Source organism: Nitrosophilus alvini (assembly GCF_015100395.1).
GTDB lineage: Bacteria > Campylobacterota > Campylobacteria > Campylobacterales > Nitratiruptoraceae > Nitrosophilus > Nitrosophilus alvini.
Genome location: NZ_AP022847.1, coordinates 1,695,426 through 1,718,157, shown reverse-complemented (window position 1 = coordinate 1,718,157; position 22,732 = coordinate 1,695,426). Strand labels below are relative to the sequence as shown.

The window sequence follows — 22,732 nt, the reverse complement described above, 5'->3', positions numbered from 1 at the left end:
ATTGTAAAATCATCTTAGATGTTTCTACAACTTTTATTATAGCAAAGGTTTACAATGCTTAGGATTGCTATAGACAGAGGCGGAACTTTTACCGATATATATGCCGAGTTTGGCGAAAAAAAGATAATAAAGAAAGTATTGTCTAATTCTCCTTTTTATAAAGATTCCTGCAGTTATGCGATAAAAGAGGTTTTAAAAGAGATCTACAAAAAAGAGTTTGAAAAGATTGACCCATCAATGTTTGAATGGATAAGAATGGGGACGACTATCGCCACAAACGCTCTGTTGGAAAGAAAAGGTGCCGATACGGCTCTCGTAATTACGAAAGGTTTTCGTGACACTCTTGTTATCGGCTATCAGGACAGACCCGATATCTTTGCTCTTGATATTAAAAAGCCGGAAGTGCTTTACAAAGAGGTAATCGAGATAAATGAGAGAGTATTGCCCCAAAAAGGCGGCTTCAGGGTTGAAACCCGACTTGACGAAAAAGAGGTTGAGGAGAAACTTTCGAAAATCTCTTCAAAAAGTGTTGCGGTTGCGTTTCTTCACAGTTACGGATTTGACGGACATGAAAAAGAGGTAAAAAAGATAGCCGCAAGGCTTGGATTTGAAAATATTACGCTTTCATCCGAAGTGATGCCTCTTGTGAAGATTGTAGACAGAGCCGATACGGCAGTTGTTGATGCATATCTTACCCCGCTGCTTAAAAAGTATATAAAAAATTTCAAGAAAGAGTTTTCAAAAGACCCTGGTTCCAAGCTTCTTTTCATGCAGTCAAACGGGGGGCTATGTCTTTCTGAAGAGTTCAGGGGTGCAAACTCACTTTTAAGCGGCCCTGCAGGAGGGGTCACGGCTCTGTCAGCCATTTACGAAGGGACTCCTATTATCGGTTTTGATATGGGAGGTACAAGTACGGACGTATGCAGATTTGATGGGGAGATAGGGATAAAGTTTGAAGATACGATAAACGGGATACGTATAAAGTATCCGCAGGTAGATATCCATACGGTTGCCGCAGGAGGAGGGAGCAGGCTTTTTTATAAAAACCGTATGTTTGAAGTCGGACCCGAGAGTGCCGGTTCGTATCCAGGTCCAGTCTGCTATCGTTTTGGAGGATTTCTTGCCATAACAGACGCAAATTTGGTTACAGGCAGGATTTTGCCGGAGCGTTTTCCGAAAATTTTCGGAAAAAACCGAAATGAGCCGCTCGATATCGATGCTTCAAAGAAGGAGTTTGAGAAACTGAGAAGAGATGTCGGTCTGGATATGAGTATAGAGGAGATTGCCGAAGGTTTTATAGAGGTGGCAAACGAAAATATGGCAAAGGCGATAAAAGAGGTGACAGCTTCTTACGGATTTGCTCCCGAAAACCATATTCTATGCTCTTTTGGAGGCGCAGGAGGGCAGCACGCCGTATCTGTTGCCAGAAAACTCGGGATAAAAAAGGTTTTTATCCACAAGGATGCGGGTATTCTCTCTGCCGTTGGTATAGCATATGCGGACATAATAAAAGAGTATTCGAAAAGTGTTGATGTATATCTTGATGAATTTGACGAAAAAGTTTTTGAAGAGCTTGAAAGAAAAGCTGTAAAAGAGCTTGAGAGATACGAAAATATAGAGTTTAAAAGATATATGTTTTTGAAATACGAAGGAACGGATACATCTTTGCAGATAGAAGCTGACAATGAAGCAAAAAAGAGTTTTGAGCAGGTGCATAAAAGAGTTTTCGGTTTTGTTATGGATAGAAAAATTGTGGTTGAAGCCGTAAGGCTTGTGGCATTGGTCAAAACCGAAAAACCCAAAAGAGACCAGATAGAGTTTTCTTCAGCACCTCCACAGCCTCTGGATAAAACCAAAATCTTCTTTAAAGGCGAATGGATCGAAGCTGATGTCTATGATTTGAGTCTGCTCAAAGCATCGCAGAAAATAGCGGGTTGTGCGGTTATACTGCAGGATACCTCCACAATATTTGTGGAACCTGGATGCGAAGCTGTTATCACAAAACACGGTGATATCGAAATAATGATAAGAGATCTGTCTCAAGAGAACAGAGGCAAAGGTTTTTTTGCGATACAGACGGCTCTTCTTTCAAAGAGGTTTGCATATGTTGCAGCCAAAATGGGAGATGTTCTTAAAAAAACGGCAGTTTCTACAAATATCAAAGAGAGGTTTGATTTTTCGTGTGCAATTTTTGATAAAGATGGAAATCTAGTCTCAAACGCCCCTCACATACCTGTACATCTGGGGTCCATGAGCAGTGTGGTCAAATCTTTGATACAGAAGTACTCCCGTTTTGAAAAAGGCGATCTGTTCATATCAAACGCTCCTTATGAGGGAGGCTCACACCTGCCGGACATTACCGTGTGTGCGCCTTTTATTGAGAACGGCAGAGTGCTTTTCTGGACGGCAGCCAGGGGACATCATGCAGATATAGGAGGAAGTGTGCCAGGCTCCATGCCGCCTTTTTCCAAGTCTCTTTTCGAAGAGGGGGCTGTGATAGAAAGTTTCAGGATCGTCCAAAAGGGTATTTTCAAAGAGGAGAGACTCATAGATATACTCAACCGTGCAGGAGCAAGAAAGATAGCAGACAACATATCCGACGTGAAGGCGCAGATATCGGCTGCCAGGGAGGGGATAGAAGGTGTTTTGGCAATAATGGAAGAGTTTGGCCAAAAAAGGGTTCTTGAGTATATGGAGGATATCCAGAAAATCAGTGAAGAGGCTTGCAGAAATTTTCTTAAAAACCGGCGAAAAAAGTTAAAAGCTTATGACTTTATGGATGATGGAAGCAGGATATTTCTAGAAATAGATATAGATGAAGAGGGCGGTGCGCTGTTTGACTTTTCAAAATCGGACATAGAAGTGTTTTCAAACCAGAACACGCCGCCATCAGTCGTAAGGTCTGCCGTGATGTATGCTTTGAGAGTTATGCTCAAAGAGGAGATACCGCTCAATGATGGCATCCTGCGTCCGATAAGGATCAATCTGAGGCAAAATTCCATACTGAACCCTTCAAAAGAGGCTGCGGTAGTCGGAGGCAACGTAACAACTTCCCAAAGGATTGTCGATGTTTTGCTAAGAGCCTTTGATGCTGCGGCTGCAAGTCAAGGGTGTATGAACAACATAACTTTTGGAGACAGCAGTTTCGGATATTATGAAACTGTAGCCGGAGGGGCTGGAGCTACGCCGCTAAGCAACGGAGCCGACGCAGTGCATACGCATATGACAAACACCAGGATTACAGATACGGAAGTGATAGAAAGAAGATACCCTGTTATCATACGCGAGTTTTCCGTAAGAGAAGGCAGCGGCGGCAAAGGACACCACAGTGGAGGAGACGGTGTGATAAGAGAGATGGAGTTTTTAAAAGAGCTCGATTTTTCGATACTCAGTGAAAGAAGAGTATTCCGGCCTTTCGGGCTCAAAGGCGGACAAAGCGGCAAAAGAGGCAAAAATATACTCATAAGAGATGGCAAAAGCTACAATCTCACTTCAAAAACGCTGATAAAAGTCAAAAAAGGAGACAGAGTTAGAATACTTACTCCCGGAGGGGGAGGGTATGGTAAAATTTTGTAATTTGTAAAAGGATCGAGTATGGGATATGAGATACTCAGACCCGAGAGTCTGCAGGATTTTCTTTATAAAAATGAGGGTATCAGAGATTTTTTTGAGGGTGATGACCTTGAGGTCAGCGAGATAGGTGACGGCAACCTTAACTTCGTTTTTGTGGCAAAATCAAGGAAAAATCCTGAAAAATCGCTGATTGTAAAGCAGGCAGTACCGTATCTCAGGTGTGCCGGAGAGGATTTTCCCCTATCAAGAGAGAGGATGACTTTCGAAATAAGAGCTTTAAGAGAGTATGAGAGGCTTTCGCCAGAATATGCTCCGAAGATTTACCACTCGGACGAAGAGATGAGCGTGGTAGTTATGCAGCATCTCAAAGATCATCTGATTTTGAGAAAAGGACTTATAAAAGGGATAAAATATTGCAACTTTGCAGAACAGATATCCACTTTTTTGGCCAAAACGCTCTTTTTCACCTCTTCTTTATATCTCTCAAGCACAGAGAAACGGCGTTTGATGGACAGGTTCAACCAAAATACCGAACTTTGCAAACTTACAGAGGATTTTGTCTTTACATTCCCTTATATGGAGCATGAAACAAATTTTGTGGAAGATATGAATAAAGAGATGGCCGAAAATCTTTTTTCGGATATGGAGTTCAAGAAAAAAGTATTGAAGCTGAAATATCTTTTTATGTCAAGTTGCGACGCTCTTTTACATGGGGATCTTCATACAGGCTCGATAATGGCGAATGAGAAAGAGACATTTGTAATAGACCCTGAATTTGCGTTTTTCGGACCCTTCGGTTTTGATATCGGAGCTTTGATAGCCAATATGGCAAACTCCTATATCTCCCATTCGGTTTTGGGAAGTTCCAAAGAGTACAGAGAGTGGATTCTAGATACGATAGAACAGATCTGGGAAAAATTCGAATCGAAATTTCTTGAGCTCTGGAGAGAGCAGCAAGAGAGCGCACTTATAATCCCCGGCTTTATAGATGAAGAGTATATGGAGAGTTTCAGAAGAGAGTTTATGGAGGATATTTTGAAACAGAGCATGGGATTTGCGGGATGCAAAATGGCAAGAAGGGTTTTTGGCATAGCAGGCGTAGAGGAGATAAGAGGCATTGAGAATGAAGCCCTTCGAAAAGAGGCACAAAGAAGAGCGCTTCAAACAGGTGTCAATTTTGTAAAAAACTATGAAAATATAACAGGTATAAATGATCTGACAGATATTTTAAGGAAGAGTAATGCAGGGTAGATACAGAGCTTTATGGCTTAATGAAGAAGGATATCTTGAGGTGATAGACCAGAGGTTCCTTCCTTTTGAAAAAAGAACGCTTATCATAAAAAGTGCCCAGCAGTGCGCCAGGGCTATAAAAAATATGACGGTAAGAGGTGCCGGCGTTATAGGAAATACGGCAGCTTTCGGCGTATACCTGGCAGCACGCCAAAGCAGCGGCAAAATAGAAGAGGTAAGAAAAGAGGCAAAAAATATAAGAGAGTCCAGGCCAACGGCCGTAAATCTTATGTGGGCAGTTGACAGGATGCTCGAAGTGGCTGAAAAATGTACTGCTTCGGATATGGCCGAAAGGTTGAAAAAAGAGGCAGTGGCCATATGTGACGAAGATGTTGTCAGATGCCGCAGCATAGGAAAAACGGGGGCGGATATTTTTGAGAAGATTATGAAAGAAAAAAACAGAAATTCCATTAATATTCTGACCCACTGCAATGCCGGTTGGCTGGCAATTGTCGACGACGGCTCCGCACTGGCCCCTATATATGAGCTTCACAGAAGAGGAGTGGATGTTCATGTATGGGTCGATGAAACAAGGCCCAGAAACCAGGGTGCGAATCTGACTGCATGGGAGCTTTCCGAAGCCGGTATAAAACATACGGTAATAGCCGACAATACAGGTGGGCATCTTATGCAGCACGGGATGGTTGACGTCTGTATAACCGGTGCCGACAGGGTGAGTCTGAGCGGTGATGTGGCAAACAAGATAGGAACCTATCTCAAAGCTCTTGCCGCAAAGGACAACAAAGTTCCGTTTTATGTGGCTCTTCCCGCATCCACATTCGACTTTTCCATAGAGGACGGACTGAAGCAGATACCCATAGAGACAAGAAGCGAGGATGAGGTGAAGTTTATAAGAGGACGCACCAAAAGCGGTTCTTTGGAAGAGGTTCAGATTGTCCCGGATGGTTCACGGTGTGCAAACTACGGTTTTGATGTAACTCCCGCAAGACTTATAACGGGACTTATTACCGAAAGAGGAGTTTGCGAGGCAAAAAAAGAGGCGATAGCAGAGATGTTTGGAGATATTTTATGATAGATGGTGTTATAAAGTACGAATTTGTGCATACAATGTGCCGGGCTTTGGAAAAAGAGCTCTGGGAAGATATCGAAATGGTAAGACAGAGGCTTGTCTGTCTGAAACTCATAGGAGAGTATGGAGGCATAGGATACGGAAATATAAGCAAGAGAGTTAAAAAGAGCTCTTTTGTGGTTACAGGTACGCAAACGGGACATCTGAAGGAGATGGACGGGAACTTTTATGCTCTGGTGGAAGAGTATGATGACAGGAGATTTTTTTTAAAATCACGCGGCGGAGTGAAACCTAGCAGCGAAAGCCTCACCCATGCCACGATATACAATCTGGACGAAAAAATAGGGGCAGTTATACATATACATTCAAACAGAATCTGGGAGTATATGCTTCAAAACGGATATCTTGCCACAGGCGAAGATACCGAGTACGGATCTTTGGAAATGATAGATGAGGTAAACGCCCTTTATGCTAAGTTCAATCCTCTCTCAGACCCTCTCTTTGCCATGGCGGGACATAAAGACGGAGTAATGGTATTTGGCAGAAATCTAAAAGAGGCTGAAGGAAAACTACTGGAACTTGTAGGAGAGGTTTTAAAGGCGTGATATCAGGCGCATTCGAATTTGAAAAGATATTTGAGCAAAAAGGGCGGTATTAAAGTAGTTACTACAATTACAAAAATCAAAACAGCATATATTTCGTTGCTAAGTATACCGTTTAATCTTCCTATCTCTGCAAATATCAGTCCCACCTCGCCTCTCGGTACCATTGAGATTCCTATAAGAACTTTGTTCAGCGTACATTTTGCGGTTATCAAAAAAGCACCAAGATATTTTCCCAAAACCGCAATGACTAAAAATGCCAGTGACATTTCCCAAAATATTGAAGATGTAAAATCTATGGCTTTTAGATTCATCGATAGTCCCACCATAACGAAAAAAATCGGTGTAAAAAGCTGGATAATCGGTGTCATTGCATTTTCCACTTTTTTTACAAAGTATTCATCTTTTTTAAGACCCAGTCCGAAAGGAAGAAAAAACCTTCTTGAAAGAGCCAGACCCGCAGCAAAAGAGCCGAGTATTTCAGGGGCTCCAAACTCTTTTGAAAGATACGCAAACAGAAGAATGAGAGATATTATGACTGTTGGTATAAACCCCGGGACCCTATTGTGTTTGTCGAACTTTCTTATCAGTTCGGACATGATATTTGCAAGGGCGGGAGCCAACAGAAGAAACATGAGAATAAACAGAGATACGGATGCAACATTTGACATATCGAGTGTTTTTGAAACAGAAAAATCGTATATAAACACGAGCAAAATAACACCTATGATGTCGTCTATTACTGCCGCACCTATCACTATCTGAGCAACCGAGGTTTGTTCTTTGTGAAGATCTTTGAGGACTCTGAGTGTGATACCTATGCTTGTGGCTGTAAGAGTTCCGCCAACGAACATGGATGTGTATATATCCAGATGGAAATAGTAGTAACTGATTATAAAAGCTGCCGCAAATGGAAAAACTGCTCCGAAAAGTGCTACTATAAGCGATTTGAAACCGGCTTCTTTGAGCCTTTTTATATCTGTTTCAAGACCCACTTCGAAAAGAAGAAGGATTATTCCTATTTCGGCAAGAAGTTTTAAAGCTTCATTTGGCTCTATGATACCAAACCCGGAAGCCCCTAAAAGTATGCCGGCACTTAGCTCTCCCAATACTGAAGGAATGCCGAGTCTTGCAAACAGTTCACCAAGGATTCTCGCTGTTACAAGTATAAGAAAAAGCGCAAGGAAAAAACTGTGTGCATCCATAGAGCCCTTCCTTCAATAATATCAACATTATTATACATAAAAAGAGGAGTAGGAGTTGAAGAGTTATCCGCAGTTAAGTCCGTCGCAGCTTCTGACCACACCCATGTCCCGGCCGTTGTTTTTCATAAATTTTTGCAGATGAATCGCTCTTCTTTTGAAATAGCCGGAATCAATTTTTTTCAAAGCTTTTGGGTACTTTTTGTGAAGTTCTCTCAGTTTTGCCGCATTGTTACCAAAGATTTCGACCCATTCGTCACTATTTAGCATGGCAGCGCCTTTGAAGGCGGGGCCATGGCATTTGCTGCATAATTTTTTATATGCAGTCATACCTTGTGAGGAGTAGCCGAAACTTAGAGTAGCACATGCTGCAATTATTAGCATAGAGTAAGGTTTCACAGTATGCTCCTTGCAGTTACAAAACAATATTAACATAAAAAAATTTAATAGATATTAAAGATTTTGTATTAGAAATTTTTATAATGTAAAGAAAAAGAAGATGTTTTGAAGGCAAGAAGAGATTATCTTCTTCTTTGCCTCTGTCCGCCTCTGTTGAATCTTTTTTGGTGGCCTCTGCCTCTGCCTGAATGAGATTTTTGCTTCACGAACTCTTTAATCAGCCACTCGATCTCTTTTTTGCTCTTTCCTATTTTGTTGGAACCTTTTACCTTATGGTTTTGGGCAACAACTGAAGCCAATTTGAAAGCTATTTCTGAGATATCATACTCTGCTTTAAGGGCTTCTACAAGTTCGATAGCTTCAGTATTTACTTCCTGCTCTTTTATAGACTCCACAAGAGATGACTGTTTTTTGCTGCTAACATCTTTTGCTGAAGGAACCTCTTTATTTACAAGGGAGCTTCCAACGTTTTTCTGTATCCTAAGAAGCGCTTTGAACTCATGTGGAGTGACTATAGATACTGCAATGCCTTCTCTTCCAGCTCTTCCCGTTCTTCCTATTCTATGGACATAACTTTCACTGTCAAAGGGAAGGTGATAGTTAAATACATGGGAAACATCGCTGATATCCAGACCTCTTGCCGCAACATCTGTCGCTATCAGTATCTCCAGATTTCCTTTTTTAAATCCTCTGATAACTTCTTCTCTTTGTCTTTGCTGCATGTCTCCGTGGAGACCTTTCGCATTGTATCCCTGTGCATTTAGAAAATCTGCAAGTCTATCAACCTCTTTTTTCATTCTACAGAAAATTATCGACTTGGCAGGAGATTTGTAGTCCAGAAGCCTTATAAGAGCTTCATCCCTTTCATGCTCGTCAATTACATAATAGTACTGTTTAATGTTTACGTTTGTTATTTCGTTTTTTGTAATGGATATAAATTCAGGGTTGAAGAGTATTTTTCTTGCAAGCTCTTTTATCTCGTTTGGCATTGTCGCGCTGAAAAGCATCGTCTGTCTGTTTGAAGGCAAAAATTCGAAAATCTCTTTTATATCGTCCAAAAATCCCATATCGAGCATCTCATCTGCTTCGTCGAGAACAACGAAAGTAGGGTTTAGTTCTATTTTCCCGCTTTTGAGAAGATCAAGAAGCCTTCCGGGAGTTGCAACGACAATAGAGGCATTTTCTATATGCTTCAGCTGTCTGGAATAGGATGAGCCTCCGTAAACAGTGGCAGTTCTGATCCCTAAAAACTTGCCCAGTTTGAATATCTCGTCACTTACCTGAGTCGCAAGTTCTCTTGTAGGGACAATTACCAAAGCTTCAACTTCGCCGTTTAATTCTAGCATATTAAGCACCGGCAGTCCGAATGCTGCAGTTTTTCCTGTCCCTGTGTGTGCCTGAGCTACTACGTCTTTTCCTTGAAGAACCAATGGTATCGCTTCTTTTTGAACAGGACTTGGTTCTTTGAATCCTGCTTCTTCGATTGCCTTCATAATAGGCTGTTTAAGATTGAAATCTTGAAATGTCATTTTTCTTCTTTAAATGTGTATTTACCCTTGAGCTGCCAAAAAAGGAATATCGTTATTCAATATACCGATCCAATTTTGCATGGGTCACATCTAAAATATAGTCGAGGGGTTTAGAGGTGAGAGGTTAAAATCGAATCGTTATTTAAATTTTACTCTCTTTGATAGGCAATCTATCAAAGGTATGCGGAATTGTACCCGTTAAAGCTTAAATTAAGGACAGGAAATAAAACTATTTGTTTTATGAGACCTTTTTCGGCTAAAGAACCATTGTTATATCGCAGTGTTTTTTCAAAGAGCGGTATATCTCTTCTCTCTCCTCTTCGCTGTGCACAAAAATATCAGCATTGAAACTTTGATATTTTCCCTTTGTGCTCAGTTTTGAAAAGGTTACGGAACAAGGAAGATTTTTTGCTGCCGACTCTATCGCTTCTCTTGTTTTTTTGGCGTCTTCACCTATTACTTTATATCTCCATACTGTTGGATACTCAATCTGAACTTTTTGTTCAAAATCTCCCATCTCTTTCATAGTCTCTCTCCTTTTAAAAGGCTTTTTGTTTTTAATTTTATGTATATAAATATTATAACAGATAAAGATGCAAGAGTTGCTGCAATGATGAAATGAAGATACTCTTCTATTAATTTTTCGTTATTTCCTATAAAAAAACCAAGAAGAGCCAGTATGGTAACCCATATGCCCGCCCCAAGACTTGTATAAAAAGCAAAAAGAGCCAGATCCATCCTTGCAAGACCGGCAGGCAAAGATATATACTGTCTGACAGCAGGAATCAGCCTTCCGGAAAATGTGGAGATGTGGCCATGTTTTTCGAAAAACCTTTCCATTTTCTGAAGAGTCGCTTCTTTGATAAACAGATATCTTCCCCATCTGCTCAAAAAGGAGCGCCCTAATTTCAAAGCCAGAAAATAGTTAAATACCGCACCGGCCAAAGAACCCGCTATACCTGAAAATATAGCCAGATAGATGTTCATTTTACCGATTGAAGCCAGGTATCCTGCAGGTATCATTACCACTTCGCTCGGAAAAGGGAAAAAGCTGCTTTCCAAAAACATCATAATAAAAATTCCTATATATCCCAGGTCTGAAACCGTAGAGACTATCCACTCGATTATGCCGTGAAGCAAACTTTACCCTTTTCTGACGAAATCGCCGCTTTTACCGCCGCTTTTGGATTCGAGTCTTATATCTTTTATCTCCATACTTTTGTCTATAGCTTTTACCATATCGTAAATGGTTAAAAGACCGATGCTTACACCGGTCAAAGCTTCCATCTCCACACCTGTTTTTCCTCTCAGTTTGCAAGTAAGTGTCAGTCTGAAACCAGGAAGTTCGGGAAGTTCTTCTACATCGCAGTTTATAGAGGTAAGAAGCAGTGGATGACACATCGGAATCAGATCCGGCGTCTTTTTTGCTCCCATGATAGCCGCGATCACAGCCGTATGCAAAACGGCTCCTTTTTTTGTCGTCTGGTTTATAACGGCCTCATACGCTTCGCGGCTCATTTTTATCATACCGCTTGCGACTGCAACCCTCTGGCTCTCTTCTTTTACTCCCACATCGACCATTTTTGGCCGTTTTTTTTCGTCAAGATGTGTCAAATCAGCCATTTTCCACCTCGTAATCTACAACTTTGCTCTCGACTCCCAAAGATTTGAGATATTTTATAATATCCTGATGATAGGGGTGTACCGCATAATTTTCAAGTGCCTCTTTGCTCTCAAACAGAGTTGTCAATGCTATATGGTAGGCTCTCTCCTCAGGTGAAAAGTTTATGCCCACTTCGATATCTTTCAGCTCTTTTATATTCCCTTTCATCGACAAAAGCTTTGCTTTGACATTTTCCAATACGGTTTTGTCCGGAAATTTCATAAAAACTATATGTTTTACCATTTTCTACCTTTGGCTTTTTGCATATTTTATCCAAAAAGTGATAATATAAAATTAATCGTATCAGAAGGAATTATTATGAAAAAGATAACCTTTGCTTTAATGTTTTTATCGGTTTTTCTATCGGCGGCTGACTGCAAGTGTGATCTGAACAAGAGCGAGCTTAGATGCAATTACTATGTTGTTAAAAAAGGTGACACAACAAAACAGAAATTTTGCGGTGAGTATGCGGCATATCTGGAGAAAACCGAAGTTTACGGCAAAGCATCGTGGTACTATCTGGTAGGCGGTGAACCTGAAAAAGCGATAGAAACGGGAACCAAAGCTTTGAAATCCGGTGAGCATTATGCTGCTGAGTATATAGCCGATGCCTATCTCATAGAAGGCGATGTTGATAAAGCGAAGAAATATTACAGCCATTTTGCAAAAAATGTCTCCCAAAGGAATTTTTTTATAAACAGGAATTTTGCAATACTTGAGAGAATTTATAAAAAATTTGACGCCAAGTTGGCCAGGGAGTTGATTGGGAATTAGGAATTGAAATCGGATTTTGCCATACAAAAACTTATCACGTATCACGATTCAATAAATGAATAGCTCTGTTATAATCTTCTGGTCTGTTCAGGTTTAAAAACTTCTCTTCATCTTCAAAATCTACAAAAAGAGTATTTGAAATTTTCAAAAGATAGTTAAGTTTGAAGTTCTTTTTTTGGGCAAGCTCTTTTATTTTAGGGGCAATGCTTGGTCTGTATATTCCTATCAGCGGATGTGTGCCACTTTTTGTTCTTGCTATAACAGCATCTTTTTTAGGGTGAAGTTTTGCTTTTTCAATCAGTTTTTTTATCACCTCTTTGTCTACAAAAGGGGTATCGACGCTTATCGCGAAAAATTCTGAGTTCAGAGATTCAAAGCTGCTTAGGATACCGAATGTGGGAGCAAACCGGGCAGAGTCTCTATCTTTTATGAGAGGTGCGGCAAAGTTGAATTTGTTCTCTTTTGCACTGATGTAGACATTATTGAAAATTTTGGAAAGCCTTCTGTACTGATACTCTGACAGCGTCGAAAATCCTGCGAATGGCAGAAGTGATTTGTCTTTTCCCATCCGGCTGCTTTTCCCACCGGCGAAGATAATGCAGGGGATATCTAACTTTGACATAGATTCAACTCTCCATCATATACAACTCTCAATTCTTCATCTATTTTTATAAAAAAACCTTTGAACTTTACACCCTCATTAAGTGCTGTGTAAAATGTTTTTTTGAACTCGCCGTCTCTTTCGGGATGGGGTTTGAAGCATTTGCAACGTCTGAGTGCCATGATAAGAATATATGCCTCGTAGCCTCTCTTTTTGGCTTCTATCAGCTCTTTTATATGTTTTGTGCCTCTGCTGGTGGGAGCGTTTGGAAAGAGGCAAAAACCGTTTTGTACCAGGGAACACCCTTTAAGTTCCACATAGGCGTTGTCAGCTTTGTAATCGAATCTGCTGTTTAAAAATCTGACCTCTTTTTTGATAATTTCAGGCTTGAAGCCCAAAACTCCGTTTTTAATGGCAATATGGGCGATTGCGGGATGAAGTTTTGTGTTTATCAAAACCCATCCCTCTTCCATTTTTGCCGCAACAAGAGTGTAGTCTGTCTTTAAAGACTCTGCGTTTTTCAGAAGCAGAAGCTCTCTTTTGGGTGTTAGTATCTCTTCAAGTCTTCCGGTGTCTGCGATATGGATTTTTTTTATCTCCTCATCCACTTTCGCAGTAGCCAGAAAGCGGTTTTGCCTTTTTATAAAAAAACCTTTTTTCAGCTCTCCGAGAGTTTTCAAGTCAAAAAGTATCACTTCCACCAAATATTAAATGATTTCTCTCGGGTCTGCTATTTTACCGGCTATCGCACTTGCCGCTGCAACAGCGGAGTTTGCAAGATATATTTCGCTGGATCTTGCTCCCATCCTGCCTACAAAGTTTCTGTTTGTCGTAGCTATACATCTCTCGCCGTCGCCCAAAATTCCCATATACCCGCCGAGGCACGCTCCGCATGTAGGATTTGAGACAACTGCCCCCGCATCTATAAGAGTATCGATATATCCAAGTTTTTCGGCTTCTTTGAAGATTTTTTGCGTAGCCGGCGTTACTATCATTCTTGTTCGTTTTGCCACTTTTTTCCCTTTTACTATCTCAGCTGCAATGGCAAGGTCGCTAAGCCTTCCGTTTGTGCAACTCCCTATGAAAACCTGGTCAACGGCAAGGTCGTCTTTTACGGCCTGACTGAGAGGTTTTCCGTTGCTGGGGAGATGCGGATATGCGATGACCGGTTCCAGGTTGGCCACATCTATCTCCACAGTTCTTACGTACACGGCGTCTTCGTCGCTGTAGTGAAATTTCGGCTCACGGGCGAGATTTTTATCTTTCAAAAACTCTTTTGTAATCTCGTCTACCGCAATAATACCGTTTTTAGCTCCGGCTTCAATCGCCATATTGCAAAGGCTGAATCTGTCATCCATAGACAGATGTTCAATGGTATCTCCTGTAAATTCCAACGCTTTGTAAAGCGCTCCGTCTACACCTATCAGCCTTATAAGCTCGAGTATCAAATCTTTTCCGTAGACAAATTCGCGCGGTTTTCCTTTGAATATCACTTTTATAGATTCGGGGACCCTGAACCAGTTTGAGCCTGTTATCATTCCGTATGCAAGGTCGGTTGAGCCCATACCGGTGGCGAAAGCTCCCAAAGCGCCGTGTGTACAGGTGTGGCTGTCCGCACCTATGATCACATCGCCCGGAACTACGAGCCCCTTTTCGGGAAGCAGCGCATGCTCTATTCCCATATCCTTTTCGTCAAAAAAGTGTTTAAGATCGTGTTCGTATGCAAAGTCGCGGCTGATTTTCGCCTGGTTAGCACTCGCTATATCTTTTGCAGGTATGAAATGGTCCATTACTATGGCGAAGTTATCGGGTTTTGCCAGCTTTTTTGCACCTGATTCCCTGAAAGCTTTTATAGATATCGGTGTGGTTATGTCGTTTCCGATGATCATATCCAGTTCGCACTGTATAATCTCGCCGGCTTTTACCTCCCGTCCTACATGATCGCTGAATATTTTTTCGGTTATCGTCTGACCCATAATAAGCCTTTTAAAATTTTTGTGATATTTTACCATATTAAAACGGTGATATAAGAGGAAATATATGAAGCTTTGGGAATTGAAGCGTATCGGGGAATATCTGAAAAAATTCAGGATTATTACCGATATATGCAGGGTTGATGACAATGTTATAAAGATAGAGTTTGACAAAAATCCTATTCTTTTTGATCTTAAAAAATCGGATGCAAAAATATACAAAAGAGAGGATCTGCTGAAGATAAAAAGATACAACGCTCCTTTTGATATAGCTTTGCAGAAAAGATTTAAAAAGGCGAAAATCATCAAAGTGGAAGTTCCGGATGATAAGATACTGAAAATCGTAGCCGAATCGGCATCTTCCTACAAAAAAGAGATAACGGTTTTACAGCTTGAATTTACCGGGAGAAACACAAATGCCATCGTTTTAACAGAGGATGGCACAGTTATAGAAGCTTTGCGTCACATTGACAGCAGCGTCTCTTTCAGAGAGGTCAAACCCGGCAAAAAGCTTCTTGATATTCCAAAGCGGGAGTTCAAAGAAGAACCAAAAGAGATAGAAGATATTGAAAAATATCTGTACGAAGTTTATGAAAAAGAGAGACAAAAAAGACTTTCTGTGCTGAAAACATCCAAAATTTTGCAGATATACAAACAGATAGAAAAACTTGAAAAGATTCTAAAAGATCTTGAAAGCAGTGAAAATCTGATGAAAGAGGCTGATGAATATGAGAAAAAAGCAAATCTCATACTTGCAAATATCCATAAAATAAAGCCCTACCAAACAGTTGCCAAAATAGAGGATTTTGACAACAAAACGGTTGAGATAGAACTCCCGCCGGAGGCAAAAAGCGTATCGCAGATGGCAGATATATTTTTTTCAAAAGCGAAAAGACTTAGACAAAAAGCCAAAAATATCCATATAGAAAAAGAGAATCTCTCTTCAAAAATTCTTTTTTTAAAAAGGCTTGCAAACATAGTGGAAAATGCCAAAAATCCTGAAGAGATCGAGCTGCTGTTTCCAAAAAAAGAGAAAAGAAAAAAAGAGAAAAAAGCACTCAATTTCGAGAAGTTTAAAATAGACGAATATACGATATATGTGGGTAAAAACGAAAAAGGAAATATAGAACTTCTAAAAAATGCAAAAGCATCCGATATCTGGCTTCATCTAAAAGATAGACCTTCCACTCATGTGATAATCCGTTCCAACAGACAAAATATTCCAGAAGAGATAATAAAAACGGCAGCCAGACTCTGTGTCGACTTCAGTGTGGATGAAAAAGGGGGATATCTTGTTGACTACACCAGGCGAAGAAATGTAAAGCCGAAAGCGGGCGCAAACGTAAACTATGTTAATTATAAAACAGTAAAAATCTATAAAAAATAATTAAATGTTAAAGTATAAACGGATAATATAATCCAATCACCGATTATTTATAAATATTATGTCAGTTTTAAAGGTCTCTTATAATGTTCAAAACTATCAAATCAAAACTTGTTTTTACTCTTATTCTTCTGTTGCTGCTTTTAGCTTTTTTATTGTACGCGTTTGTCTCTTATACTTATGACAAACTGTCTGATACCGCATCCAAAAAGAGTGCAATTATGTTGACGGAGTCTATTTTCCAGTCCGTGAGGCAGAGTATGAACAGCGGTGACAGAGAGGTTATCAATGAAACTTTGGAAAACGCCAAAAAAATCAAAGGGATTAAAGATCTGAACATTATCAGATCCAAAGAACTTATAAAATTTTTCGGCGAAAACAGAACGGCAAAAAACGGAAGCCGGGATGCTGTTAAAAAGGTTTTTGATACAAAGAAAAGTCTTGATTTCATAGAAGAAAAAAATGGCGGAACAAGATATGTTTTCTTAAAACCTTTGATAGCCGATAAAAGCTGTATAATATGTCATGCAACATCAAAGCCCGGAGACGTGCTGGGTGTTATGGACCTAGAGATATCGATGGACGATGTTGCCCGCCTTGTAGAGAGTTCGAGGACGGATATATTAGCCGGTATTGCAGTTGGAACCCTGTTTACGGCACTCTTTTTTTATGTTTTCTTTTCACGTGAAATCTTCAAGCCTCTTGACAATCTGACTCTAAAAGCAAAAGACCTTGCCCAGGGTGACGGCGATCTGACTAAAACAATAAATATAAAAAGAGAAGACGAGATAGGGCTTGCATCAAAATATGTAAATGAATTTATATCAAAAGTCAAAAATGTGGTCATAAGAGCGAAAGAGAATTCATACGATACAAGTAAATTTGCAGATGAGCTAAAAGAGGTAGCGCATCAGCTGCTTACAGATATATCCAAAGAGCTTGAAGAGATATCTTCGGTTGACAATGCCGCAAAAGAGGCAGGAAATCAGCTTGAAGATGCCAAAAGAGTTGCCAAAAAAACAGTTGAGGATTTGAAGCTTACAGAAAGAGTGCTTGTTGAATTTGTAGAGAATCTAAAAGAGGTAATAGATGTTATTTTTGAAGAGGGCAACAGGCAAAATGAGATAATCCGAAAGATGAACAGTCTTAAAGACCATGCGTTGCAGATAGAAGATATAGTCAAAATAATAACGGATATTGCAGCCCAGACAAATCTTCTTGCATTGAATGCAGCCATAGAAGCGGCAAGGGCTGGCGAGCATGGGAAAGGGTTTTCCGTTGTAGCGGAAGAGGTAAGAAACCTGGCGGTCAAAACACAGCAGAGCCTAAAAAATATAAACGAGACAATTTCCGTTATGGTAGAGAATGTTGAAGATATGAGTAAAACAGTGGAAAAAACATCCAAAAATATACTCGATGTGACAAAAAGTGCCTCATCACTTATAGAGAGCGCGGATGAGACCAGAGAGAGACTCAATACCGGTGTTGAGATTTCCGAAAAAGTTTTTGAAAAATATGAGATTATAGAAAAGAGTAGCAAAGAGCTTATTGTGGCTATGGATGAGACCCTGCATCTGTCGAAAGAGAATGAAAAAAGAGCAAAGAAGGTTGATCATATAGCGCTGTTGCTTGCCCAAAAGTCTAAAACTCTAAGTGAAATACTTCAGGGCTTCAAAACATAGGAACGAGCTTATTGGATTTAATGCTACCGTTAAATCAACTTCGTTATAATAGAATCTAACGGTTTGTGTTTTAGCAATCTTCAAAGCAAGAGGATTTTATGGAAAAAATAATAAATACTATCAAAGACAATTCGGAACGTTTTGTTACCGGTTCTATTTTATTGGCAGTAGTTATTGCCATAGGAATTATCGATAACTTTTTTCTTGTCTGGCTCTTTTTGGGAGTCGTTTTTATGTTCTCTTTTTACGAAGCTATGAAACTTTTCGGTATCGAAAACAACTCTATATATTTCTGGGCACTGGCTCTTTGGATAGTCGCCTTTTTCTATCCGAATCCCGATGATCTCTTTTTTGTAGTAGCTATACTGTTTGCTTCGGCATTAGCCTATACAAGGGAGTTTGACAGCAAACTTTTTTTGCCGTTTCTCTATCCGGCGAGCGGCTTTCTTTTTCTTCTTGCACTCTATCATGATTTCGGTATAGGGTCACTTTTCTGGCTTCTTGTTGTAGTTGCGCTTACCGATATAGGTGCATATTTTGTGGGTAAAATGTTTGGGAAAAGGGAGTTTTGCCCGACTTCTCCAAACAAAACCGTTGAGGGAGCAGTAGGTGGTGTAGTGCTTGCGACACTTTTTGGAACTATGTTCGGACTCTCTTTGGTAGATTTCGGCTACGCTTTTATTATCTCTCTTTTTGTTTCTGTTGCATCACTTTTCGGGGATCTTTTTGAAAGCTATCTCAAAAGAAGAGCAGGTGTGAAAGACAGCGGCGACATACTTCCAGGCCATGGGGGATTTCTTGACAGAGTTGACGGGTATCTTTTTGCGGGTCCGGCCATGGTGGTACTTTTAAGAGGACTTTTGTGAATATCCGGCCGGCACTCAGCAGGCATTATATTAAAGAGTGTAGACCAAACTGGATGGAAGAGGGACTGTTTTGCGCAGAAAAATAGCGGTTTTGGGCTCTACCGGCTCAATTGGTGTAAATACTCTTAATATTGCAAGAGAGTATAAACTTGATATCGATGTTCTTGTCGCCGGGAACAATATTGAACTTTTAAAGAAGCAGATAGATGAGTTTGCTCCCCAGATTGTTGTAGTGGGTAAAAAAGAGCATGTGGATAAGATCACACATAAAAGAGTGCTTTGGGGAGAAGAGGGAATACTTGAAGCGATTGAAAGTACAACTGCCGATACGGTTGTAAATGCCCTGGTGGGTTTTTTGGGGCTAAGACCTACTGTAAAAGCTATAGAGTGCGGTAAAAGGGTTGCGCTTGCCAATAAAGAGTCGCTTGTGGTTGCGGGAAAATTTATAGATATCTCAAAAATAGACCCGATTGACAGCGAGCATTTCGGTCTTTGGTATATACTTGGCAAAAGACCTGTAAAATCTATGCTTATAACTGCAAGCGGCGGAGCTTTCAGAGACTGGCCCCTTGAAAAACTTGAAAGAGCCACTTTGGAAGATGCTCTTAAACATCCAAACTGGAGTATGGGTGTAAAAATTACTATTGACAGCGCGACTATGGTTAACAAACTCTTTGAGCTTCTGGAAGGAAGATGGCTTTTTGGGTGCCAAAATCTTGATGCCGTTATAGAGACGAAATCGATAATTCATGCAATTGTCAACTATATGGACGGCAGCAGTGTTTTGCATGCGGCTTATGCGGATATGCGACTCCCTATAGCTTTTGCTCTGCTCAAAGAGGTGAAAAAACCTGTAATGCAGAGCGTTGATTTCGCCTCTTTGGGAATTTTGGAGTTTAGAAAGATAGAACAAGAAAGATATCCTGTCTGGCAGATTAGAGAAGAGCTTTTAGAACAACCGCACAGAGGTATTGTAGTAAATGCGGCAAATGAAGTTGCCATAGAGGCTTTTGTAAACAGACAGGCGGCTTTTACGAAGATTTCGGAGGTTATTTTGAAAAGTTTTGAAAAGTTTTCAGATGTGGATCCGAAAAATCTAGAGGAAGTATTTGAAATAGACAAAGAAGTACGAAATTTTGCAAGGAGTCTGATTGGATAGGGTGCTGATTCTTCACGGATGGGGTGGAAGTGACTATCCCCATTGGCAAAGCTGGCTGGCTTCCGAACTAGCTAAAGATTACGGAACTCTCTCTTTTCCATTATTGATGCATCCGCACCATCCCAACAGACACAGATGGATGAAGAAGGTAAAAAATATTATGAAAACTTTTTCTCCAACAACGGTTATATGTCACTCTCTTGCATGTACTTTATGGTTTTGGCTCTGCAATGAGGGTGAAGTAGAAGAGGTACAGAGGCTTTTGCTTGTAGCTCCCCCGAGGCTGGACTGTGATATAGAGATAATAAAAAGTTTTTTTCCTGTTGAAACTCCGAAAAGACTCTTTGCAAAAGAAGCTATGATGGTTGTATCTACGAATGATCCTTATATGAGTATCCAAGAGGCTCATGAACTACAGAATTTTTTAAATATTGAGATGCTTATACTGGAAAATGCCGGCCATATAAATACCGACAGCGGATACGGAGAGTGGCCCTGGGTTCTTGAGTGGGCAAAAGAGGGGGGAAAAGAGGCAGCCGGAGTTCCGGTATGAAAAAGGAGTTTCTGCTCAGTATCGAAAGCAGCTGTGATGACAGCTCTATTGCAATTACAAGAATAAGCGACTACAAACTTCTTTTTCATAAAAAGATATCCCAGGAGAAGCAGCATGCGGCATATGGAGGAGTTGTTCCCGAACTTGCAAGCAGACTGCATGCTGTAGCTTTGCCAAAAATCCTTGAGGAGACAAAAGAGTTTTTTCCTTTCCTTAAAGCTGTAGCGGTAACAAACGAACCCGGGCTTTCAGTGACTCTAATGGAAGGCGTTATGATGGCAAAGGCCCTTAGCCTATCACTGGGCCTGCCTTTGATAGGAGTAAACCATTTAAAGGGGCATATATATTCTCTTTTTATTGAGAAGGAAGCAGAACTTCCAAAAACGGTTCTTCTAGTCTCCGGCGGACATACAATGGTGATAGATGTCCAAAGCTATGATCTCATAAGAGTTTTGGCAACGACTATGGATGACAGTTTCGGAGAGAGTTTTGACAAAGTGGCAAAAATGATGGGGCTAGGATATCCGGGTGGGCCTGTTATAGAAGAGCTTGCAAGAAGAGGGGATGAAAACAGATTTGCTTTTCCTGTCCCTTTGAAAAACTCACCGAAAATAGCTTTTAGCTATTCGGGGCTTAAAAATGCGGTCAGAAGGACCATAGAAGAGATAGGCAGATTGACCGATAAGGACAAGGCCGACATTGCCGCCTCATTTCAAAAAGCTGCTATAGAGCATCTTTTGCATAAAACAAAAAAAGTGCTCGATATATTCCCTGCTTCTTCTTTTGCTATAGTCGGAGGCGCGAGTGCGAACCTTAAAGTAAGAGAGATTTTTGAAAAAGAGTGTGAAAAAAGAGGTATTGATATAAGCTTTGCCGAACTAAAGTACTGTTCTGACAATGCCGCAATGATAGGAAGATGTGCTATAGAGGCCTACAAAAGAAAAGACTTCAGCGATCCACTTTCCCTGAAAGTTAAACCTAAATCCTCGTTTTTTAATTAAGACATTTTTTATCCTATTTAGTTATAATTTTGTTACAAAATTTATGATGAGGGGTAATTATGGCAACAGTAAAACTTAAAGGTAATGAAGTAAAATTATCTGGAAATGAAATAAATGTAGGCGATAAGGCGCCGGAAGCTACAGTAGTTGCAACGGATCTTTCTGAAAAAAAGGTCGGAGGAGCTCAGGAGAAGGTACAGATGATAGTTGTCGTTCCTTCTCTGGATACTCCGGTATGTGCAACTGAGACAAGAAAATTCAATGAGTCTGCTGCTAACATAGAGGGTGTTGATGTAACTGTTGTTTCTATGGATCTTCCTTTTGCATCCAAGAGATTCTGCTCCACAGAAGGTGTGGAAAATCTGACAGTTGCATCAGATTTCAGAAACAAAGAGTTTGGGGAAAAATACGGAGTTCTTATAGAGGAAGGTCCTCTGGCAGGTATTCTTGCCAGAGCCATATTTATTATCGGAAAAGACGGGACTGTTGTTTATAAGCAGCTTGTTCCGGAAATTACTGAAGAGCCAAACTACGATGAGGCTATAGAAGCTGCAAAAGCTGCAGCAAACAAATAATATTCTAAATTATTTGCCCGAGGCAACAGCTTCGGGGCTACATAGGGGGAATTTGCAGCCTTTAGGCTGCAAATTTATTTATAGGTATTACAATATAACAACTTCTTCTTTTAAAACAATTCCAAACTTTTCGTAAACTCTTTTTTTTGCAAGTTCTATCAGTTTTATCGCATCTTCAAAGGAGGCATCTCCTCTGTTTACAAGAAAATTGGCGTGTATTTCGCTGAAAGCGGCGCCGCCTACGGTATATCCTTTAAGTCCCACCGCTTCTATAAGTCTTCCCGCATAGTCGCCGGGCGGGTTTTTGAAACAGCTGCCAGGGCTAGGCTCTTTTGGTTGATTTTTTCTTAAATCGAGCAGCTTTTTTTGCAGAGCGGTATCAAATCCATACTCTATCTTAAAAGCGGCTTCATAGATAATATTTTCAATATCTGTTATTCTATAGTCTATGTTTATCTCTTTTTTTGGAACAGTGCCCCGATAGGTTCTTATCCACAAAAGAGATTTTCCTATCTCATAGTTTTTTACGCCCGCATTCATTTTGACCATTGCACCCAGAGTCCCGGGCAGTTTAGTCAGGAATTCAAAACCTTTTATATTATGCTTTTTGCAAAAAGAGAGAATTTTTCCGCTAGGGGTTGCACCGCCTATAACGAGAGTATCATTTTTGATTTTTATATAATCAAATTTTTTGGATAAGATACCGATTTTTGGGGGATTTGGAGATACCAAAAGATTGTTTGCGCCGCCTATTATAAAGAGCTGCTCATTATCCTTTTCTATCTTTTCGATTATATACACTTCAACTTTCGGCCCGATTTTTATGGAGCTGTATTTAGAAAAATCTATAATCTTTTTTCCCAATTCAATATTCCA

Annotated in this window: 23 protein-coding genes; 12 read left to right on the top strand and 11 right to left on the bottom strand. The window is 40.3% G+C overall.

The window, feature by feature from the left end:
* Positions 1 to 54 precede the first annotated feature (54 nt).
* From EPR_RS08750 to EPR_RS08735, 4 genes are read left to right on the top strand one after another with little or no spacing between them, the layout of a single operon-like run.
* Entirely contained in the window at positions 55 to 3,576 is a 3,522-nt protein-coding gene (locus EPR_RS08750; protein ID WP_200762843.1) for a hydantoinase B/oxoprolinase family protein, read from the top strand.
* Between the two features lie 18 nt (positions 3,577 to 3,594).
* Positions 3,595 to 4,824: an S-methyl-5-thioribose kinase gene (gene mtnK, locus EPR_RS08745; RefSeq protein WP_200762842.1), complete on the top strand. Its 1,230-nt coding sequence runs from the start codon at positions 3,595 to 3,597 to the stop codon at positions 4,822 to 4,824.
* The gene (mtnA, locus tag EPR_RS08740) at positions 4,814 to 5,896 is read left to right on the top strand and encodes an S-methyl-5-thioribose-1-phosphate isomerase (RefSeq protein WP_200762841.1); all 1,083 of its coding nucleotides are present in this window, start codon (positions 4,814 to 4,816) and stop codon (positions 5,894 to 5,896) included. The genes mtnK and mtnA overlap by 11 nt, the downstream gene beginning before the upstream one ends.
* On the top strand, positions 5,845 to 6,498 hold the full coding sequence (locus EPR_RS08735; RefSeq protein WP_200762840.1) for a class II aldolase/adducin family protein: 654 nt from the start codon (positions 5,845 to 5,847) through the stop codon (positions 6,496 to 6,498). Before mtnA ends, EPR_RS08735 begins: the two co-directional genes overlap by 52 nt.
* Positions 6,499 to 6,500: 2 nt before the next feature.
* On the opposite strand, the gene EPR_RS08730 is transcribed toward EPR_RS08735, so the two are convergent.
* The 7 genes from EPR_RS08730 to EPR_RS08700 form a co-directional block, all read right to left on the bottom strand.
* Positions 6,501 to 7,700: a cation:proton antiporter gene (locus EPR_RS08730; protein WP_200762839.1), complete on the bottom strand. Its 1,200-nt coding sequence runs from the start codon at positions 7,698 to 7,700 to the stop codon at positions 6,501 to 6,503.
* Positions 7,701 to 7,763: 63 nt separating this feature from the next.
* Complete coding sequence (locus tag EPR_RS08725) at positions 7,764 to 8,096, bottom strand: hypothetical protein (protein WP_200762838.1); 333 nt, start codon at positions 8,094 to 8,096, stop codon at positions 7,764 to 7,766.
* A 122-nt stretch (positions 8,097 to 8,218) separates the two neighbouring features.
* Positions 8,219 to 9,625 (bottom strand): DEAD/DEAH box helicase, encoded by a 1,407-nt coding sequence (locus EPR_RS08720; RefSeq protein ID WP_200762837.1) that lies wholly within the window; start codon positions 9,623 to 9,625, stop codon positions 8,219 to 8,221.
* A 256-nt stretch (positions 9,626 to 9,881) separates the two neighbouring features.
* The gene (locus EPR_RS08715; RefSeq protein ID WP_200762836.1) at positions 9,882 to 10,151 is read right to left on the bottom strand and encodes an HP0495 family protein; all 270 of its coding nucleotides are present in this window, start codon (positions 10,149 to 10,151) and stop codon (positions 9,882 to 9,884) included.
* Entirely contained in the window at positions 10,148 to 10,765 is a 618-nt protein-coding gene (locus EPR_RS08710) for a DedA family protein (RefSeq protein WP_234697132.1), read from the bottom strand. Before EPR_RS08710 ends, EPR_RS08715 begins: the two co-directional genes overlap by 4 nt.
* A 3-nt stretch (positions 10,766 to 10,768) precedes the next feature.
* Positions 10,769 to 11,248: a cyclic pyranopterin monophosphate synthase MoaC gene (moaC, locus tag EPR_RS08705; protein ID WP_200762835.1), complete on the bottom strand. Its 480-nt coding sequence runs from the start codon at positions 11,246 to 11,248 to the stop codon at positions 10,769 to 10,771.
* Positions 11,241 to 11,531 carry a Dabb family protein gene (locus EPR_RS08700; protein WP_200762834.1) on the bottom strand — a complete coding sequence of 97 codons (291 nt, stop codon included), beginning with the start codon at positions 11,529 to 11,531 and terminating at the stop codon, positions 11,241 to 11,243. Before EPR_RS08700 ends, moaC begins: the two co-directional genes overlap by 8 nt.
* Positions 11,532 to 11,606: 75 nt before the next feature.
* Between EPR_RS08700 and EPR_RS08695 the strand changes: the two genes are divergently transcribed.
* Positions 11,607 to 12,062: a hypothetical protein gene (locus tag EPR_RS08695; RefSeq protein WP_200762833.1), complete on the top strand. Its 456-nt coding sequence runs from the start codon at positions 11,607 to 11,609 to the stop codon at positions 12,060 to 12,062.
* Positions 12,063 to 12,096: 34 nt separating this feature from the next.
* Here the strand turns inward: EPR_RS08695 and mobA are convergent, their stop codons facing one another.
* The 3 genes from mobA to leuC are packed head-to-tail and all read right to left on the bottom strand — an operon-like array spanning position 12,097 to position 14,639.
* On the bottom strand, positions 12,097 to 12,684 hold the full coding sequence (mobA, locus tag EPR_RS08690; RefSeq protein ID WP_200762832.1) for a molybdenum cofactor guanylyltransferase MobA: 588 nt from the start codon (positions 12,682 to 12,684) through the stop codon (positions 12,097 to 12,099).
* Positions 12,672 to 13,358, bottom strand: coding sequence for a DNA/RNA nuclease SfsA (sfsA, locus tag EPR_RS08685; protein WP_200762831.1), 687 nt, complete (start codon positions 13,356 to 13,358; stop codon positions 12,672 to 12,674). The genes mobA and sfsA overlap by 13 nt, the downstream gene beginning before the upstream one ends.
* 12 nt (positions 13,359 to 13,370) lie before the next feature.
* Positions 13,371 to 14,639 carry a 3-isopropylmalate dehydratase large subunit gene (leuC, locus tag EPR_RS08680; protein ID WP_200762830.1) on the bottom strand — a complete coding sequence of 423 codons (1,269 nt, stop codon included), beginning with the start codon at positions 14,637 to 14,639 and terminating at the stop codon, positions 13,371 to 13,373.
* A 64-nt stretch (positions 14,640 to 14,703) separates the two neighbouring features.
* On the opposite strand from leuC, the gene EPR_RS08675 reads away from it, so the two are divergent.
* From EPR_RS08675 to tpx, 7 genes are all read left to right on the top strand, one after another.
* Positions 14,704 to 16,023, top strand: coding sequence for an NFACT RNA binding domain-containing protein (locus EPR_RS08675; protein WP_200762829.1), 1,320 nt, complete (start codon positions 14,704 to 14,706; stop codon positions 16,021 to 16,023).
* Between the two features lie 83 nt (positions 16,024 to 16,106).
* Positions 16,107 to 17,702 (top strand): methyl-accepting chemotaxis protein, encoded by a 1,596-nt coding sequence (locus tag EPR_RS08670; RefSeq protein ID WP_200762828.1) that lies wholly within the window; start codon positions 16,107 to 16,109, stop codon positions 17,700 to 17,702.
* A gap of 98 nt (positions 17,703 to 17,800) precedes the next feature.
* Positions 17,801 to 18,568, top strand: a complete 768-nt coding sequence (locus EPR_RS08665; protein WP_234697130.1) for a phosphatidate cytidylyltransferase — start codon at positions 17,801 to 17,803, stop codon at positions 18,566 to 18,568.
* 82 nt (positions 18,569 to 18,650) lie between these two features.
* The gene (gene dxr / locus EPR_RS08660; protein WP_200764219.1) at positions 18,651 to 19,727 is read left to right on the top strand and encodes a 1-deoxy-D-xylulose-5-phosphate reductoisomerase; all 1,077 of its coding nucleotides are present in this window, start codon (positions 18,651 to 18,653) and stop codon (positions 19,725 to 19,727) included.
* 1 nt (position 19,728) lies between these two features.
* Positions 19,729 to 20,280, top strand: coding sequence for an RBBP9/YdeN family alpha/beta hydrolase (locus tag EPR_RS08655; RefSeq protein WP_234697204.1), 552 nt, complete (start codon positions 19,729 to 19,731; stop codon positions 20,278 to 20,280).
* Positions 20,277 to 21,281, top strand: coding sequence for a tRNA (adenosine(37)-N6)-threonylcarbamoyltransferase complex transferase subunit TsaD (tsaD, locus tag EPR_RS08650; protein ID WP_200762826.1), 1,005 nt, complete (start codon positions 20,277 to 20,279; stop codon positions 21,279 to 21,281). The genes EPR_RS08655 and tsaD overlap by 4 nt, the downstream gene beginning before the upstream one ends.
* A 59-nt stretch (positions 21,282 to 21,340) precedes the next feature.
* A complete protein-coding gene (gene tpx / locus EPR_RS08645; RefSeq protein WP_200762825.1) occupies positions 21,341 to 21,856 on the top strand; it encodes a thiol peroxidase in 516 nt (171 codons plus the stop codon).
* An 87-nt stretch (positions 21,857 to 21,943) separates the two neighbouring features.
* On the opposite strand, the gene EPR_RS08640 is transcribed toward tpx, so the two are convergent.
* On the bottom strand, positions 21,944 to 22,720 hold the full coding sequence (locus tag EPR_RS08640) for a UDP-N-acetylmuramate dehydrogenase (protein ID WP_200762824.1): 777 nt from the start codon (positions 22,718 to 22,720) through the stop codon (positions 21,944 to 21,946).
* Between the last annotated feature and the right edge of the window lie 12 nt (positions 22,721 to 22,732).